Origin of the sequence: Aeribacillus sp. FSL k6-2211 (genome assembly GCF_037966125.1) — a bacterium.
Classification (GTDB): domain Bacteria; phylum Bacillota; class Bacilli; order Bacillales; family Aeribacillaceae; genus Aeribacillus; species Aeribacillus composti.
Window position 1 is genome coordinate 429,353 of the sequence record NZ_CP150190.1, and the last position, 16,360, is coordinate 445,712.

21 protein-coding genes and 1 tRNA gene are annotated in these 16,360 nt (G+C 36.0%); 15 read left to right on the forward strand and 7 right to left on the reverse strand.

Annotated elements, in window-relative coordinates:
- Positions 1 to 209 precede the first annotated feature (209 nt).
- Genes NSU19_RS02205 through tatC form a run of 3 tightly spaced genes read left to right on the forward strand, consistent with a single transcriptional unit; the run spans position 210 to position 1,808 of the window.
- A complete protein-coding gene (locus tag NSU19_RS02205) occupies positions 210 to 851 on the forward strand; it encodes a redox-sensing transcriptional repressor Rex (protein ID WP_063388684.1) in 642 nt (213 codons plus the stop codon).
- 14 nt (positions 852 to 865) lie between these two features.
- Positions 866 to 1,039 (forward strand): twin-arginine translocase TatA/TatE family subunit, encoded by a 174-nt coding sequence (locus NSU19_RS02210; protein WP_063388685.1) that lies wholly within the window; start codon positions 866 to 868, stop codon positions 1,037 to 1,039.
- A gap of 22 nt (positions 1,040 to 1,061) precedes the next feature.
- Positions 1,062 to 1,808 (forward strand): twin-arginine translocase subunit TatC, encoded by a 747-nt coding sequence (gene tatC, locus NSU19_RS02215; protein ID WP_130158248.1) that lies wholly within the window; start codon positions 1,062 to 1,064, stop codon positions 1,806 to 1,808.
- Between the two features lie 92 nt (positions 1,809 to 1,900).
- Here tatC and NSU19_RS02220 read toward each other — a convergent pair whose 3' ends face one another.
- Together NSU19_RS02220 and NSU19_RS02225 are read right to left on the reverse strand one after the other, a co-directional pair.
- The gene (locus tag NSU19_RS02220; protein WP_063388687.1) at positions 1,901 to 2,104 is read right to left on the reverse strand and encodes a YdiK family protein; all 204 of its coding nucleotides are present in this window, start codon (positions 2,102 to 2,104) and stop codon (positions 1,901 to 1,903) included.
- Positions 2,105 to 2,108: 4 nt separating this feature from the next.
- The gene (locus tag NSU19_RS02225) at positions 2,109 to 2,840 is read right to left on the reverse strand and encodes a type II CAAX endopeptidase family protein (protein ID WP_339198474.1); all 732 of its coding nucleotides are present in this window, start codon (positions 2,838 to 2,840) and stop codon (positions 2,109 to 2,111) included.
- Between the two features lie 248 nt (positions 2,841 to 3,088).
- Here NSU19_RS02225 and groES point away from each other — a divergent pair, with 248 nt between their 5' ends.
- From groES to NSU19_RS02265, 8 genes are all read left to right on the forward strand, one after another.
- The gene (gene groES / locus NSU19_RS02230; protein WP_063388689.1) at positions 3,089 to 3,373 is read left to right on the forward strand and encodes a co-chaperone GroES; all 285 of its coding nucleotides are present in this window, start codon (positions 3,089 to 3,091) and stop codon (positions 3,371 to 3,373) included.
- Between the two features lie 53 nt (positions 3,374 to 3,426).
- Positions 3,427 to 5,049 (forward strand): chaperonin GroEL, encoded by a 1,623-nt coding sequence (gene groL / locus NSU19_RS02235; protein WP_063388690.1) that lies wholly within the window; start codon positions 3,427 to 3,429, stop codon positions 5,047 to 5,049.
- 189 nt (positions 5,050 to 5,238) lie between these two features.
- Positions 5,239 to 5,538: a hypothetical protein gene (locus tag NSU19_RS02240; RefSeq protein ID WP_339194060.1), complete on the forward strand. Its 300-nt coding sequence runs from the start codon at positions 5,239 to 5,241 to the stop codon at positions 5,536 to 5,538.
- Positions 5,539 to 5,559: 21 nt separating this feature from the next.
- Complete coding sequence (locus NSU19_RS02245) at positions 5,560 to 5,847, forward strand: hypothetical protein (RefSeq protein ID WP_339198477.1); 288 nt, start codon at positions 5,560 to 5,562, stop codon at positions 5,845 to 5,847.
- Positions 5,848 to 6,148: 301 nt separating this feature from the next.
- Positions 6,149 to 6,223: transfer RNA gene (locus tag NSU19_RS02250), tRNA-OTHER, on the forward strand.
- Between the two features lie 96 nt (positions 6,224 to 6,319).
- Positions 6,320 to 6,487, forward strand: a complete 168-nt coding sequence (locus NSU19_RS02255; RefSeq protein ID WP_339194063.1) for a hypothetical protein — start codon at positions 6,320 to 6,322, stop codon at positions 6,485 to 6,487.
- Positions 6,488 to 6,554: 67 nt separating this feature from the next.
- Positions 6,555 to 6,863 (forward strand): type II toxin-antitoxin system PemK/MazF family toxin, encoded by a 309-nt coding sequence (locus NSU19_RS02260; protein WP_339195643.1) that lies wholly within the window; start codon positions 6,555 to 6,557, stop codon positions 6,861 to 6,863.
- Positions 6,864 to 7,323: 460 nt separating this feature from the next.
- Positions 7,324 to 7,746, forward strand: coding sequence for a hypothetical protein (locus tag NSU19_RS02265; protein ID WP_339198480.1), 423 nt, complete (start codon positions 7,324 to 7,326; stop codon positions 7,744 to 7,746).
- Positions 7,747 to 7,790: 44 nt separating this feature from the next.
- Here the strand turns inward: NSU19_RS02265 and NSU19_RS02270 are convergent, their stop codons facing one another.
- The 4 genes from NSU19_RS02270 to NSU19_RS02285 all read right to left on the reverse strand — a co-directional run bounded on the left by NSU19_RS02270 (position 7,791) and on the right by NSU19_RS02285 (position 10,441).
- Positions 7,791 to 9,368, reverse strand: a complete 1,578-nt coding sequence (locus NSU19_RS02270; RefSeq protein WP_094245431.1) for an IS66 family transposase — start codon at positions 9,366 to 9,368, stop codon at positions 7,791 to 7,793.
- A gap of 61 nt (positions 9,369 to 9,429) precedes the next feature.
- Complete coding sequence (tnpB, locus tag NSU19_RS02275) at positions 9,430 to 9,786, reverse strand: IS66 family insertion sequence element accessory protein TnpB (protein ID WP_003352857.1); 357 nt, start codon at positions 9,784 to 9,786, stop codon at positions 9,430 to 9,432.
- Positions 9,780 to 10,100 (reverse strand): hypothetical protein, encoded by a 321-nt coding sequence (locus tag NSU19_RS02280; RefSeq protein WP_003352856.1) that lies wholly within the window; start codon positions 10,098 to 10,100, stop codon positions 9,780 to 9,782. The genes tnpB and NSU19_RS02280 overlap by 7 nt, the downstream gene beginning before the upstream one ends.
- Before the next feature lie 80 nt (positions 10,101 to 10,180).
- Positions 10,181 to 10,441, reverse strand: coding sequence for a hypothetical protein (locus NSU19_RS02285; RefSeq protein WP_339198482.1), 261 nt, complete (start codon positions 10,439 to 10,441; stop codon positions 10,181 to 10,183).
- 517 nt (positions 10,442 to 10,958) lie between these two features.
- Between NSU19_RS02285 and NSU19_RS02290 the strand changes: the two genes are divergently transcribed.
- Positions 10,959 to 11,270 (forward strand): transposase, encoded by a 312-nt coding sequence (locus NSU19_RS02290; RefSeq protein ID WP_339194083.1) that lies wholly within the window; start codon positions 10,959 to 10,961, stop codon positions 11,268 to 11,270.
- Between the two features lie 95 nt (positions 11,271 to 11,365).
- Positions 11,366 to 11,497, forward strand: a complete 132-nt coding sequence (locus NSU19_RS02295) for a hypothetical protein (RefSeq protein ID WP_257790163.1) — start codon at positions 11,366 to 11,368, stop codon at positions 11,495 to 11,497.
- A 1,038-nt stretch (positions 11,498 to 12,535) separates the two neighbouring features.
- Here the strand turns inward: NSU19_RS02295 and NSU19_RS02300 are convergent.
- Positions 12,536 to 13,363 (reverse strand): sugar phosphate isomerase/epimerase family protein, encoded by an 828-nt coding sequence (locus tag NSU19_RS02300; protein ID WP_094245009.1) that lies wholly within the window; start codon positions 13,361 to 13,363, stop codon positions 12,536 to 12,538.
- A 791-nt stretch (positions 13,364 to 14,154) separates the two neighbouring features.
- Here NSU19_RS02300 and NSU19_RS02305 point away from each other — a divergent pair.
- Positions 14,155 to 15,252 (forward strand): hypothetical protein, encoded by a 1,098-nt coding sequence (locus NSU19_RS02305; RefSeq protein ID WP_339198485.1) that lies wholly within the window; start codon positions 14,155 to 14,157, stop codon positions 15,250 to 15,252.
- The gene (locus NSU19_RS02310) at positions 15,164 to 16,333 is read left to right on the forward strand and encodes an ISL3 family transposase (protein WP_021292746.1); all 1,170 of its coding nucleotides are present in this window, start codon (positions 15,164 to 15,166) and stop codon (positions 16,331 to 16,333) included. The genes NSU19_RS02305 and NSU19_RS02310 overlap by 89 nt, the downstream gene beginning before the upstream one ends.
- Positions 16,334 to 16,360 lie beyond the last annotated feature (27 nt).

Below are 16,360 nucleotides of genomic sequence, written 5' to 3' on the forward strand. Positions count from 1 at the left end.
CAAAAGACACGAATAAAAAAATAGTGTATAGTTTTTATATAAGGAGAGTTTGGAGAAAAAACAAATAAAAAGAAATGTAGACGGAGAAGAAGATCAGGATGGAAGCGTTATCAGTCTGATATTGTTTCATACAGGCGAGCAGCCGCTTGCTAGAAAACATAGCTAAAAACAAAATTAGTCAGGTTGTTTTGGATTGCGAGGGATGAGCATTGAATCAAGATCAATCTAAGATACCGCAAGCAACTGCAAAAAGATTACCTCTATATTATCGGTTTTTGCAAAATTTACATGCCTCGGGAAAACAACGTGTTTCCTCTCAAGAACTGAGTGAAGCAGTAAAAGTAGATTCTGCGACAATTAGAAGGGACTTTTCATATTTCGGAGCGCTGGGCAAAAAAGGTTATGGATATAATGTCAATTATTTGTTATCATTTTTTAGAAAGACGCTTGACCAAGATGAGTTGACCAAAGTTGCCCTCATTGGCGTCGGAAATTTGGGAACAGCTTTTTTAAATTACAATTTTACAAAAAATAACAACACACAAATTGTTATTGCATTTGACATTAATAAACGAAAAGTAGGAATGAAAATTGGTGGAGTTCCAATTTATCATTTGGATCAGCTAGAAAGTGAATTGCCTGATGATGTGCCTGTTGCGATATTAACGGTCCCGGCAACCGCCGCTCAAGGAATAACGGATCGGTTAGTGGAAAAAGGCATAAAAGGCATTTTAAATTTTACGCCGGCTCGCTTAAATGTTCCGGATAAAATTCGGATTCATCATATCGATCTATCTGTTGAACTTCAGGCTCTTGCATATTTTTTAAAACATTATTCGAATGAAGATTGAAGGAGCGATATTAAATGCCAACAATTGGAATTGGAAGCTTGCTGTTGATTGTATTTGCAGCTCTGCTTGTTTTCGGGCCGAAAAAACTTCCTGAGCTTGGAAAAGCTATAGGAGAATCATTAAAGGAGTTTAAAAGTGCCACGAAGGGCTTAGCAGACGATGATGAAGAAAACAAGAAAAATGAATAGCAAGAAGAATGGATGAATAATGATGAGCGAAAAAAAAATGTCCGTGTTGGAGCATATAGCGGAGCTTAGAAAACGGCTGATTATTGTAGTCGTTTTCTTTTTCGTTGCTATGATTACTGGCTTTTTCATAGCGAAGCCAATTATTGTTTTTTTACAGCAAACTGATGAAGCAAAGCAATTCGCCTTAAATGCTTTTCGTCCTGCAGATCCATTGATCGTTTATATGCAGTTTACATTTATTATTGCTTTAATTCTAACTTTCCCTGTTTTATTGTACCAGCTTTGGGCGTTTATCAGCCCAGGACTGTATGAAAAAGAAAGGCGGGTCACATTAAGCTATATACCGTTGTCGGTTGCTTTATTTCTTTTAGGTATAAGCTTCTCTTATTTTATTTTGTTTCCTTTTGTCATCGATTTTATGGGGCGGCTTTCCAATGATTTAAACATTCAACAAATGATAGGAATAAATGAATACTTTCGTTTCCTGCTGCAGTTAACATTGCCTTTCGGACTGTTGTTTCAGCTTCCCGTTGTCATTATGTTTTTAACAAGACTCGGGATCATCAATCCGGCGTTTTTGGTAAAGGTTAGAAAATATGCGTATTTTGTATTGCTTGTTATCGCAGCGATCATTACGCCGCCTGAAATTGTGTCGCATTTAATGGTCACGATTCCGCTATTCATTTTGTATGAAATAAGTATCATTGTTTCAAGATTTGCTTACAAAAAAGCACAGTCTTCTCAAATAAAAGAATCAGATCAAAAGTAAAACCGATGGGCTGTTATAAACATATCCCTGTCAAGTAGACAGTATAGGCTTTTTTCCTACTGTCTACACAAGAGGGATAATATCATTACACCTCATCGGTTGTTTTTTGCTTTCCGAATTTTATATGAGAAAGTGAACATGCGGATGGAAACAGCAAAATCAAACGTGGCTAAAATCATTAAAATCATATTTGTAGCTGTCCACATACCATTTTCAGCATGATGAATTGCTAAATATGTAAATAGAACTCCCATGATAAAATAGAAGAGTCCCATGGAAACGGGATGAAAATTCATAATCTTAGCTGCCTCCAATAATGATTTGTATTTGTTCCATTTGCTTCATCATGTTTTCAATCTCATCATGATAAATTGTTTGAATGATGACTACGATTGTATTCATCATTGTATGGGCAAAAATAGGGACTAATATGCGTTTTGTTTTATAATATAAAAAAGCGAACGTAAATCCCATTGCTGTATAACGCAATAAAAGTTCAGGCTCCCCATGCACGATGCCGAATAATAGCGAACTGACAAGCGCGCCGATCCAAAAATTCGTTTTTTGATAAATCACCCCGAAAATAATTTTTCGGAAGATAATTTCTTCAAGAATCGGTCCTATTATTGATGTGACAATAATCAAATAAGGCGTTGCTTCAATTAAATCCATAATAACTTGAGTATTTTCCGACATCGGATTAACTTTAAGTACATATATTTCAATATTGCCAACGATTGTTTGAATGAAAAAAGCTAAAAAAACTCCGAAAACAGCCCATATGGCAGATTCGCCGAAAGAAGCTTTTTCAATCCGGACATTATTTTTTCGTTCATGACGAAGGAGAAATAAAATAATGACAAACGCAGCAGTAAAACTTGTAATCGACCAATATGCTTGCGCTTGAAAAAGTCCTGCATTGAGATTTCCATCGACGCCAACACCCAGTTCATAAAAAAGGGGAACTCCAATATAGGATGAGAGCTGCATAATGATGTACGTAATGATGATCCACCAATATTGCTTTTTCACGAATAGTTCTCCTTTATAAAAGATTCATATGACTATTTTAACACACAATGGTTTTAAGAAAGAAAAACAATTTTGACAAGGTAAGCACTTAATGGAGGATGTTAAAATTTTTTTAAAAGAGACTTGAAAAATAGAGGAGGTTTCTTTAATATAATAATTGGTGTTAGCACTCGATAGCAATGAGTGCTAATAATGAATAAGGAATAAATTTTGAAAATCTCAAAAGATATTTGAGGAGGTTGTTTCCCTTGTTAAAGCCATTAGGTGATCGCGTTGTAATTGAACTTGTTGAAACAGAAGAAAAAACAGCAAGCGGCATCGTATTGCCTGACACAGCTAAAGAAAAACCTCAAGAAGGTAAAGTAGTAGCAGTTGGTACTGGTCGTGTATTAGACAGCGGTGAACGTGTTGCAGTTGAAGTTGCTGTTGGCGATCGCATTATCTTCTCAAAATACGCCGGCACAGAAGTAAAATATGACGGCAAAGAATACTTAATTTTGCGTGAAAGCGACATTTTGGCTGTGATCGGCTAATAGAGACAGCCCAATATCATAGACAATTTAAATTTTGAGGAGGTTTTCGCAACATGGCAAAAGAAATTAAATTCAGTGAAGAAGCACGTCGTGCAATGCTGCGTGGTGTGGATAAATTAGCAGATGCGGTTAAAGTTACTTTAGGACCAAAAGGCCGTAACGTTGTTCTTGAGAAAAAATTCGGTTCTCCGTTAATTACAAACGATGGCGTTACGATTGCAAAAGAAATTGAATTAGAAGATCCATTTGAAAACATGGGTGCAAAATTAGTTGCAGAAGTTGCTAGCAAAACAAACGATGTTGCTGGGGACGGTACAACTACTGCAACAGTTTTAGCTCAAGCAATGATCCGCGAAGGACTTAAAAACGTAACAGCTGGCGCAAACCCAATGGGTGTGCGTAAAGGAATTGAAAAAGCAGTTGCTACAGCTGTTGAAGAATTAAAAGCAATTTCTAAACCAATTGAAGGAAAAGAATCAATTGCTCAAGTTGCTGCTATTTCTGCTGCGGATGATGAAGTAGGTAAATTAATTGCTGAAGCAATGGAACGTGTTGGTAACGATGGCGTTATCACTATTGAAGAATCTAAAGGTTTCACTACTGAGCTTGACGTTGTAGAAGGAATGCAGTTTGACCGCGGATATGCTTCTCCATACATGGTAACAGATTCTGATAAAATGGAAGCTGTTCTTGAAAATCCATACATTTTAATTACTGACAAGAAAATCTCTAACATCCAAGAAATCTTGCCAGTTCTTGAGCAAGTTGTACAACAAGGCAAACCTTTATTAATCATTGCTGAAGATGTTGAAGGCGAAGCTTTAGCAACATTAGTTGTGAACAAACTTCGCGGTACATTTAATGCTGTAGCTGTAAAAGCTCCTGGATTCGGTGACCGCCGCAAAGCAATGTTAGAAGATATCGCCATTTTAACAGATGGTGAAGTTATTACAGAAGATTTAGGTTTAGATCTTAAGAGCGCTACTATTTCTCAATTAGGCCGCGCTGCAAAAGTTGTTGTAACGAAAGAAACAACTACAATTGTTGAAGGCGCAGGCGCAAGCGACAAAATTGCAGCTCGCGTAAATCAAATTAAAGCTCAATTGGAAGAAACAACTTCTGAATTTGATAAAGAAAAACTTCAAGAGCGCTTAGCAAAATTAGCTGGCGGCGTAGCAGTTATCAAAGTTGGTGCCGCTACTGAAACAGAATTGAAAGAACGTAAACTTCGCATCGAAGACGCTCTTAACTCCACTCGTGCAGCAGTGGAAGAAGGAATTGTCTCCGGTGGTGGTACAGCTCTAGTTAACGTTTACAAAAAAGTTGCTGAAATTGAAGCAGAAGGCGACGTTCAAACTGGTGTAAACATCGTTCTTCGCGCTTTAGAAGAGCCAGTTCGCCAAATCGCTCACAACGCTGGTTTAGAAGGCTCTGTTATCGTTGAACGCTTGAAAAAAGAAGAAGTTGGAATCGGCTTTAACGCTGCTACAGGCGAATGGGTGAACATGATCGAAGCTGGTATCGTTGACCCAACAAAAGTAACTCGTTCTGCTCTTCAAAACGCAGCATCCGTTGCCGCTATGTTCTTAACAACTGAAGCAGTTGTTGCTGACAAACCAGAAGAAAACAAAGGTAACGGCAACCCAGGCATGCCTGACATGGGCGGAATGATGTAATAATTGCAGTGAACTAGTCACAGAAACAAATATATTCAATCGTAAGGACTACTTCCTATAAAAAGGAGGTAGTCCTTTTTTGTTGCTCAAATTTGCATATCAAGATTTTTTAGAAGATCGGAAATTCAAAAACACAACAAAAGCGAACATAAGAAATTATGAAACGCTTCTAGGTGAATTTATCAACTATTGATTGATGGTCAATATGCTTATAAGGAAGAAGAACTTTTTAAGCCGAATGAGGATATTTTAAAGAAATTTAATTATGATGAAAAAGCTGCACATGCCTACATAGACGAACAATGGAAAAAGAATGTGATTGAGTTTTTTAATGATAAACCTGAATATGCGGAAATGTATATGCATTACATAATTAATTTTAGGCAGTATAAAGAAGTTCCTTTTGATGATGATTTTTACCGTTATTGTACTTTGAAGTTGTTGCAGCAAGGCGATTGGATAGAGTTTGAGATTAAGAAGGTAATATAATCAATTAGAAAGGTGAATTGAATGAAAAAAATTGAAATTCCTAGTTTATTTAAATGTACTAAATGTGGTTTAAAAATCCCGTATGAGAAAGCTGGAGAAATGGAATGTGGACAGTGTTCGTTTGAGGATTGGGAGAATGGCTTTAAGGATAAACATGCTGTTTTTAGTGATTATTGTGATGCCGGGCAAGAAATATTTGATACATACGAGGAAGCAAAGGCAGAATTTGAACGAAGAAAAAATGATGAAAACGAAAATGGTGTAGATGTTTGCTTATGCAAGGTAATTGAAGAATATCATGCTAAGTGAAAGGGAATAAATCAAATGTTTAAAATGATAGATCACAAAAAGTTATCACAGCTATTATTTCTTTGATGTGGTGTACTGTATTTGCGGCTTTAGCGTGTGGAATTGCTTGGTTGATTGAAACGCTATTTAAAGTAAATGTTAATTATTATGTAGCTGGTGGAATTGGCGTGTTTATTTATGTGTTATTGTTTTTGATTGCGTTGAACCAATATTTGTTTATGAAGAAATTTAGTAATGAGATTGAAAAGAATTGGTGATGAAAACTACATTCTGGGAATGTGGTTTTTTATTTTTTCTTTTTGGACTCGTAGCTCAACGGTTAGAGCAGCCAGTTTGAATACTGTGCGGTTTGCAGGTTCGAATCCTGCCGAGTTCACCGTAAAATGTGTTTTCTCTTGTCGAAGTTACTAGGAAATTCCTCCTATCATTCTCGAAATATGGTAAAATATAGAGAAGATTGGAGGATGATAGAATGAGTATTGAAGAAAAAATGTCAAAACTTGTTAAGGAAGTTCAAGATCTAAAACCAAAAATGAAAGAAGAATACTTTCCTAAAGCAGAGGGGATTATAAAAAATATACCTATTGAATGCTCATTACATGAATTAGCAATTCAAAATCAAAAAAAAAAGAAATGCTAATCCTAATAAAATTCATCCTATTCAAGTTAAACGAGGTCAAATTTACAATGCTCTAATTGGAGAGAATATAGGTAGCGAACTCTGTGAAAATCATTTGGTCTTAATATTACAAAACGACACCGGAAATATGTTTGCTGATACCGTTAATGTATTAACGATTAAAGGTGATGGAAATAATATTAACGAAACGTTTCATGTCAAACTCACTAATAATGATATGTATTATGGCAAACTAGATAAAGATCCATCTAGAATAAATGTTACAGAAATACTAACAATTGATAAAGCTCGATTAGATAAAAGAGTAGGTAAGATAAAAAATGAATTATTCAAAGAAATAAATAAAAAAGTAAAAAATCAATTAGGTTTAAAATAAATCTATTGACAAACCCTTATATAATACTTTAAAATGGACTCATAAAATTTATTTAGCCTTAAACAAGGCAAATGGCTCAATCTTTTGAGTTTTGTTAGGGGGAGAAATTGTCTTCCCCAATTTCATTTAATAATCATATTTTTGTCAACAGTGCATAAAATATTTACACCATTTCAAAAAATTATTTAGTCACTTTAGTGACAATAGGCTTCCAAATGGAAGTTTTGTGTATCTTTGAAATGGGGCAGGAGTTTTGTCTCCTGCTTTTATCAGTCATTAAAGACCTCCTCAATAACCATATGGAGGTCTTTTTCGTTGTAAATTTTTTAAAAAAGAAGGAATTTTGTAATGCCCTATTGAATTATGCTAACGTATAATTCAATAGTTAATCAAAAAATTAATAAAAATTGTGTATAAGCATCCTTTTTTCAGGGTGCTTTTTTTATTTGGAGGGAAGAAGATGATAAAAGCCAGTGATTTGTTTGAAATAAAGACGGAAACAGTAAGTGAATCTGATTATAGTGTAACATTTGCTCATTATATAAAGCTAAAAGGAACAGATGAATGGCAGTACATTGGAGCAGTACAGTATTTTGCCAATGGCGATATTGATTTAGTGGTGATGCAATTTATCAGGAGGGAAGAAAATGAACGAAATAAAAATAAAGTAAGAAAATGTTACTTGAAATACTTTCTTAAATTAAATGAGAATCATTTGTTAATATTAAGAGTTCTTCGTGATATTTGTATTGCTAATGATTATAACCTTCGTCAAATTGTATCAGTACATGAAGATTATCGAAATAATAAAAAAGAATATGATTACCTTCATAAGAAGGGTTATATCGACCTTTATTGTGATACTGTGAATGAATCAAAGTAAGCGTAAAATAATCCCCACCTTTTAATGATAGGGATTAAATACTATTATTGTGATAAGTTATTAAAAACCCGACAATTCAAAGGAATTGTTTTGGACCAAGGAAGTAGTTGATCAAGCTCATCCATATTGCTTATATCCATATTGGGAAGCCTTTCAAATAAGTAGCGAAGATAATAAAATGGATTTAATTTATTCTCTTTTGCTGTCTCCACAATACTGTAAATGATTGAGCTGGCCTTAGCTCCTTTCGGAGTATTGCTAAAAATCCAGTTCTTCCTTCCGATCACAAATGGTTTAATGGATCGTTCACTTCGATTATTATCGATTTCTAATCGTCCATCCTCTAAAAATGCCACGAGTTTTTCCCATTGGTTGAGGCAGTATGTAATGGCTTGACCTAATAGACTCTTTGGTAAAACATTGCTTTTCTCTGTTTTTAGCCATGCTGAAAAAGCCTCCAACAATGGTTGGCTGTGTTTAAGTCGTTTTTTATATCGTTCTTCTGGTGTACATTCTTTCAAATCACGCTCGATGGCAAATAGCTGATTACAGAAATTGAGTCCTTCCCGAGCTGTGACTGCTGAATGACGTTTGGATTCAGGAAGTACGTTTAAAGCCTCATCGAACTTTCTGCGGGCATGAGCCCAACATCCAACTAATGTTACGCCGGATACCTTATGGTATCCTGCATATCCATCGACATGCAGGTATCCTTTAAACCCTTTTAGGAATTCTTTGGCATGTTCTCCTGCTCTAGTTTCCTGATAGTCATAAAGGACAAGTGGTGGATCCTCTCTTCCAGTCCGATAAAGCCACATGTAAGATTTCGATGTGCTTGACCTTCCAGGTTCATGTAAAACCTGAACAGTTGTTTCATCCGCATGTAGAATGTCTTTAGAGAGGAGATGCTCTTTCATTCGTTGATAAATTGGCGCAAGCCATTTTTCGGCACCATAAAGCATCCAATTGGCCATGGTTTGCCTGGATAAGATCACACCTAATCGTTTGAACTGTTGTTCTTGGCGATATAGAGGTAGCCCCTCTACATATTTTTGATTCATAATATATGCCATGCTTGACGGTGAAGCTAAACTTTTTGGATACACAGATTTTGGGGCAGGTGCTGTAACGATTGGTGTCTCTATTTCATTACGCTCACAATGACGGCATCCATAGACATATCGAACGTGTTTTAAAACTTTGACTTGAGCCGGAATAATCACTAATTCTTGTCGTACTTCTGTGCTCATTTCGTGTGTTTTTTCACCGCAACACGAACAGACCTGCTCTTCTTCGGGTAAACGATATTCAATCGTTTCCATAGGCAGGTTTTCAAACGTAGCTTGACGTTGACCACGTTTCTTTTTACGACGATATGTAATTGTTTCAACAGTTGGCTCTTCGGCTTTTACATTAGACTCTACCTCTGCTTCATTGAATAAAGGTAGTTCTAATTGATTAGGATTTGTTTTTTCGCTTGAAGAGCCAAATTTTCGTTTTTGACTAAGACGATACTGTTCTTCATACCATTGTAATTTCGCCGTCAATTCAACGATTTGCTGTTGAAGTTTTTCAATTAATTCAAATGGGTTTTGGTTAGGATTCTTTAAATTTTTCATCATGTAGTAATAATTCGACGGTTTTAGCTATTTTCCTCCAAGGTTTTTGTTAAAAGTAAAAAATTCATATAACTGTTCTAGCCTTTACTTCTGGGTGTGCTTTCTTTTGCTCCATTGCAAGACCATCCAATAACCAGCGTAATTGCCGATAACTAATTTGTATCGTTCCAGTGTCATTTTCATTTGGCCATTGAAATTTTCCTTTTTCCAATCGACGATAATAAAGCCAAAAACCATTATAGTCCCAGTGAAGAATTTTTAATTTATCTCGCTTTCGATTACAGAACACAAAATAGCTTGATGAAAAGGGATCTAAATCAAATCCCTCTTTCACCAAAGCAGCTAATCCATCAATGGATTTTCTCAAATCAGTACTTCCTTTTGCCAAGTAAACTCGTTCAGCTCTTGTACCAACTAACATGTTGATTTCAACGTCCTAACCACTTCTGAAAGAAAGGCCGGATCGAAACCAGGTTTTACTTCAATTGAAATCCCACTAATTTCAATCCGTAATGAATTTTCAACTGTTTGTGAATGATCTTCTAGGGTAACGGATGCCCATTTTGTAGACTTTCCTTGATTTTTTATTGGATTTTCAATTTTTCTTAACCAGTATTTAAACTGGTGAATACTCCATTGATTTTCCTTGCACCAGTTTACTTGAGTTTGACCGCTTTTACGATAGTCAGCGATTCGTTGTTCCCAAACCTTTCGTAATTCAGGATTCTTAGGCATAAAAAAACCTCCTTCAATTTCATCTTGAGGAGATTATCTCATGAAATTAGCACATCAAGAAGGTGTGCAAGATTTGACGCTTACTTTTCTGCAAACTTTTCTATAAGTTTGAAAAGCTTTGCTTTGTTTTTTAGTACAGCTCTAATAGCATCTTTGACAGGATTTTCAATGAGTAATTGAATCTTTGATGGTTGATTATCTATAGTATAAACAACAGATGAAGCTATTCCAGTGGGATTGGTATCATTTTCTTTAGTTTGAGGTGACTGGACAAAAGAAGTAGAGGCAGGGGCTAAAGAAGCAGTTACTATGAATCCTTTAGCTAGTCTATTGATGCTCATTTCCTCCCCTAATTAGTCGTATAATTAGTAGCAAACCAATGACCATGTATTTAGGTTACAACCTGTAATTGTTTGCTTTAGTATAAATTCCCACCTCCTCCTTGTTATCATTCTATCAACAGGAAAAATATAGGTGAATAGGAAAAAGGAACAATATTTATTTACATAATTTACACTCTTAAAAAAGTTCAAAAAGTGTAATTGCGGATAATAATGTATTTGTCATATCGGAGAAGTTTTAAGTATTAATAACAGAAACCATGTAAAAAACATAAAGATAACTTTTTAGAAAAAGTTTTCTAAGTGAAAAAACAATTACAGTAGAGGGAAAGATGGTAAAAGCCTTTTGCATCAATAAAATTATCTTTTTAAGGGTAAAACAGATAACAAAAAGGTAGCTAAATCCTTCTCTTAGCAGATAAGGAGAATTTACAATACCTATTTAGCCCCTAAATGAACTTGGACAATAAGAGTAAAAAATAATATACTGCTTAATGTACCAAGGAGGCTAAACAACATGACACGAACCAAACACTCCAAGGAGTTTAAATTACAAGTCATCAAAGAGGCACAGGAGACAGGCAATAACAGCCTTGTTGCCCGCCGTTATGAACTGAATTCCAACATGGTATCCCGTTGGGTGCGGGAATATAAAGATGGCAAATATGGTGATGTTGATGTCACTGTTTTGCCGGGCCTTGACCCGAAAGAAATATCCAAGGAAAATGAAAAGCTCAAAATATTGCTTGGTGAAAAAGACCTTGAAATCGCGATCTTACGCGACATGATAAAAAAGAAAAACCCTCACTTGCTGAAAAAATTGAAGTAGCCGACAACTGGATCCAAAAAGGCTATTCCATTTCCAAGGTGCTAAAGATTATAGGGATTGCTCGTTCCACCTACTATTATCAAAAGAGCTACCGAGTGGAAGAGAAAAAAGTGAGTGAGGGGCGTCCGGCACCAGGTTATTCCTTCACAGAAGACGGGCGAAAAGTATCAGACGAACAAATCAAAGAATTCCTGCTGGAGGAAATTGCAGGCGATGGCTTCAACTAGCAGGCATAATGCTTCTTTTTCGCGATATCCATGCCAACGACGAGCGTTTGATCGGTGACTTGATTAATCTTCTTGTTTGAGATAGAATTCATGTATAGTCCTCCTTGGTATCCAAATTAGGGGTCAATTCATCCGATTGACACCCCCGAATCATACCAAGAGGGCTTTTTTTATTCAAGTCCCCGAAAAAACTTCTAACAGGAATGCTCCTTTTATAGATTTATAAATAATCTTTACTTCGCTATTTCTTACTAATACGCAATAAATATGCATTAACTATTGTCATTATATGCCTTTATCGTAATCATCACAATATCTGTGCCAGAATACCTTAACCGTTTGACTTCTTCCTCTAACTCTTATATATGCTTGTTTTTAGCAACGATAAGGACATCTTTGCTTGCATCTGTCATTTCCCGTTTTAACTTGCATTCAGTATTGATATTTACTTATGTAAAAAAATAATAGATAGAGCATACACAAAATACCATGTAGCCTATCTATTATCATAGTTTAGATAAGAAATTCTGGATCGTTTTTTGATAATTTAGTTTTTTCAGAAGAAAGTTTGTTTAATAGTGATATGGAAGATTACAAAATACTTAAAAATACAGAAATTTGAATCAAATTTCAAAACGTATTGATTTATGTGGCTGCTTAAGCGGAGTGAATAACCAAATGGCGCTTTCGACGAAATCCATTGCTTTTAGTTAGCCCGCAAACGCTGTTCATTTGATTCCTATAAACTTGGTATGGAGTCCGTTTGAAAAACAAAAACATCCCCTTCCTGTATAACATTCATTTCTATATTCAGGCATGAGCTTTTGCAAAGAGGGGCAGGTGATAGGACTTTGCACGGCATACAGACCAGTCTATCACCACACCCGCCCCACAGGTTGAATATGATGCCACTGTACAAGGCTTTGATTGTATAAAAACTCAATGATTCACAAGTGATTTCAAAAGGTCTAAACAGGGATTAAAATGTTTTTGAAATCATATCAATCGAAATAAAACGACTTCTGTCAGGAGATTTCTTTATACTTGAACTTTCATTTCATCCCATTGTTTTAGTTGTCTTAAAGATTCTTTATAGTAATTGACCACCACATCTAAATAGTTTCCATGCTTAATCGGCGTAAATGGATTGGGTCCTTCTGCGACCATTTCCATTATAATCGGTCCTTTGAAACCAATTTCATCTAAAGCTTTTATTTGACCTCTAATATCAGAGTGTCCGTTACCTATAGCTTGCCTATTGGAATCAGCGACATGATAAACACCCAGCTTATTCCCTGCGTCCTTGATTGCCTGAATTGGACAAGCCTCCTCAATATTCATATGATATGCATCTAATAATATATAAAGGTTGTCGCTTTTTACTTCATTAATTAATGAAATCGCTTCCTTTGCTGTTAAGATTTGATGGTTCTCATACCGATTGAGTACTTCAAATACAACTTGAAGGCCAACTTCCTCCGCTTTATTTACAATCTCCTTCGTACTAGCTACAAGCAAATCCCAGTCTTTTGTTAAATCTCCGCATCCATGTATTTTCCCAACATCACCATGTAAGCAGATTCTGTTGGCGCCTAAATTTTTCGCCCAACTGATTAGGTCTAAAAAATATTGTACGGCACTAGCTCGAATATTTTCATCAGAACTGGAAATGTCTACATTTTCAGGTGTTACGGACAATACCTTCAAGTCATATTTTTTTAAAATCGCTGCTAACTCTTCCGGAGATTGTGACAAATCCCCTTGGACCTCCACTCCGTCAACACCAATCTCCTTGGATATTTTACATTTCTCTTCAAAATCTATATCTCCAAACGTCCATAAACAAAGACCATAATCTCTTTTCATATTATTTTCCCTCCGGCAAGTAGTAATTTATACAATTCTATTATTTATAGATTGTATCAAAATCTGAAATATTCTGAATACTATAAGTTGTAAGATTTTGAATCTGTTAAGCTTTCACAGATTCAATACTAGTTATTGCAATTTTGTTGAAACGGATCTAGTCCTATTATCTTAATTTTTCTTAGTTTTACAGTTGGCGGATCAAATATAATAGTAATTTCCGATTCAGAATCTATAACTTTAATTCCTTCTTCCATTCATTGTTTTGCAGCTTCAAACAGGTAAGTCCTCAGCTTGTTCTTTCTTCATTTACAAGATAGTCTAATTCTTCTTATATCAGATTTTCTGCTTCTTCCGGCCTATTATTTCATCTTTCTTTCCAATAGTTCATATTTCCTGTTTTACATGTAATAAAATTTACAATTAACCCTATATATGGTAATTGATAAATAAAGGGCATGTAAAAAAATTGTCGTCTCTTCATCATTTTCTGTAAACAATATCTTTTGCCACACTTGTTTTAATTACAGGAGAAGTATTTGAACCGGTAGGACTGCGGGTTCTGGTTCCAAATCTAGATCATGATGTGGCTGTTGCTCTTCTTAATCAAGTTGAGCCTTTTTTAATATGGCAGTTTGTTTTATTGTATTTTGGTGTTAAAGCATTATTGAAATCTGAAAGACGGGTTGCTCCTTTACTTATTGTAAGTATTATCTTTGTAGCAAACTTGACATTAAAAACAATTCCATCGATTATGACAAGTTTCCTATAAATTAAGGAGAGTAGTTATTATGAAAAAAAGAATGCTCATATTTTTATTGGTCACGGCGTTTTTTACAGTTTCGGTTATTATGGTTGAGTTAAGTATCCGTTCAGCTGTTTTATCGCCATTTATTCTTCTCGATTCAAAAAAAAATGTAGGAGTCCAGAAGCTTTTAACTGGCTATTCCATATACCAAGGGGACTATCTTTTAAATATTGAAAATACTGAAGAAGACTCTACCAATCGTCCGCTCGCTTTTCATATTGGACCTATTGATTATCAATTTATCAAAGTCAATACAGAAAACATTATCTTACCTGCTGGAGAAGAGCTGACTGTTATGACGAGAAGAGGGGTTGAACCGTCTTTTAGTAAGGAAGTGACGATTCAGTCTAGTAAGAGGAAATTTTTTTTTAATGAATATACAATACGTGCTGCAAAAAATGATGGATCATTCTCCATCCAATTGAAGACGGAGTTTAGTAAAACTCTTACTTTTTTGATATATGGTTGTTCATTTTTATTGCCTTTTCTTTTGGCATTGTTTATTAACAAGGTTCTTCCATGGCGCAATCTTTTTACATTGTTTGTTCCGTTTATCTTAGCTGGAATCCTTCCATTGATATTAAACTATCATTTTTCGATGGGTTACGCACTACTTTTAACAAAATCATACATTTGGAGCATTTTGTTATGTATCTTTCTCCCGACGTTTTTATCAGTTTCATTGACAACTGCTATATACCAATGGACGATAAAAAGTGATGAGGATATTGAAGGAGAGTCTGAAATGGAGGAATCAGATTTCCTTGAATTTTCAAAAAGGGAAAAAGTTATAATTTTTGTACTCACCATAGGAAGTCTTGCTTACTTTTTCTCATTTTTCCTTTTTCCACTATCCCTATATGTAAAAATTGTGGCTCTTCACCACAAAATGTACTTGACAATCAGGTTGTTTTCTGATCAAGGGTACAAAAAATGCGAAATTTCCTGTATGGTAAAGGTGACCAAACCATCAACCATGGAGGAAATTTCGCATGCAATCTCAGTTTATCAAAGATTTGATCACTTTACCAGGCTTTCTTATTCATGGAGAACGAAAAGAGGGAGAACGATGGATTTTTGAACTTTCCCTCCCTCCTCATTGTCCGATCTGCCCGACTTGCTTCGGACGGACAACCAAAATATCATCGAAACGAAAACAATGGATTCATGGCTATACAAATACGGTCGGTTTATTTTGGATTGAACTTCCCATAGAAAGACGGCGTTGCCAAGCCTGTTTTCTGACGTTCACCGTTTCTTATCCGGGACTTCCGTCTCACAGTATCGCGACGGAATCGTTTCAACATTGGGTCGCCCAGTTATGCATCGGAAAAACGATTCAAGAAGTCGCTCGCTTGTTACAACTCGCCTATACGACAGTAGAACGCTGGTTTTATCAATATGCCCCGGCTCTTTTACCAACATCGAATCCTACAGTAGTATGTGTGGATGAATTCGCTTTCCGAAAGGGACATGATTACGGAGTAGCGGTGATGGATACACAGACTCGGAATGTCCTTTCCATTGCTTCTGGAAAAAATGAAGAAGCCATTGTGGAGGCGCTTCAACCCGTCGCCTCCAAAGTGAAGTATGTTGTCAGCGACTTGGCTCCTGCCATGAGAAAAGCCATTGAAAAGGTATGTCCAAAAGCCATCCATGTTCTTGACCACTTCCATGTGATTCAGTTATTCACCGATGCACTGGAACGTTGTCGCAAATACCTTGCCAAAGGCGGAACCAAACATGGAAGCGTTCGCCGCGTGTGCCGATTGTTAAGCCAACGTCCAGAAAAATTAACAGAAGAAGAGAGACAGGAAGTTCGACAATGGTGCCAAGAAAGTGCTTATTTACGTGATGTCTATCAAGCACTTCAACATTTCCGTTACGTATCCAAAAGCCAAACAAGAAAGCAAGCCGAAACTCGTTTGACCCAATGGTTTGACCGGTACCTTTTTAGCGACTGTGCCGCCGTACGCAGTATTGCCAAGGCACTCATCACCCGAAGAGACGCAGTGCTTTCTTGCATCGTTTTTTCTTACTCAAATGGTCCAATGGAAGGAATCAACAACAAAATAAAATTGATCAAAAGGCGAGGATATGGGTATCGAAATATCCAGCGTTTTACTTTGCGTGTCCGTCTAGAGACCTCTATCACATTTTAACGTAAAAATCAAGTACATCTTTTGGTG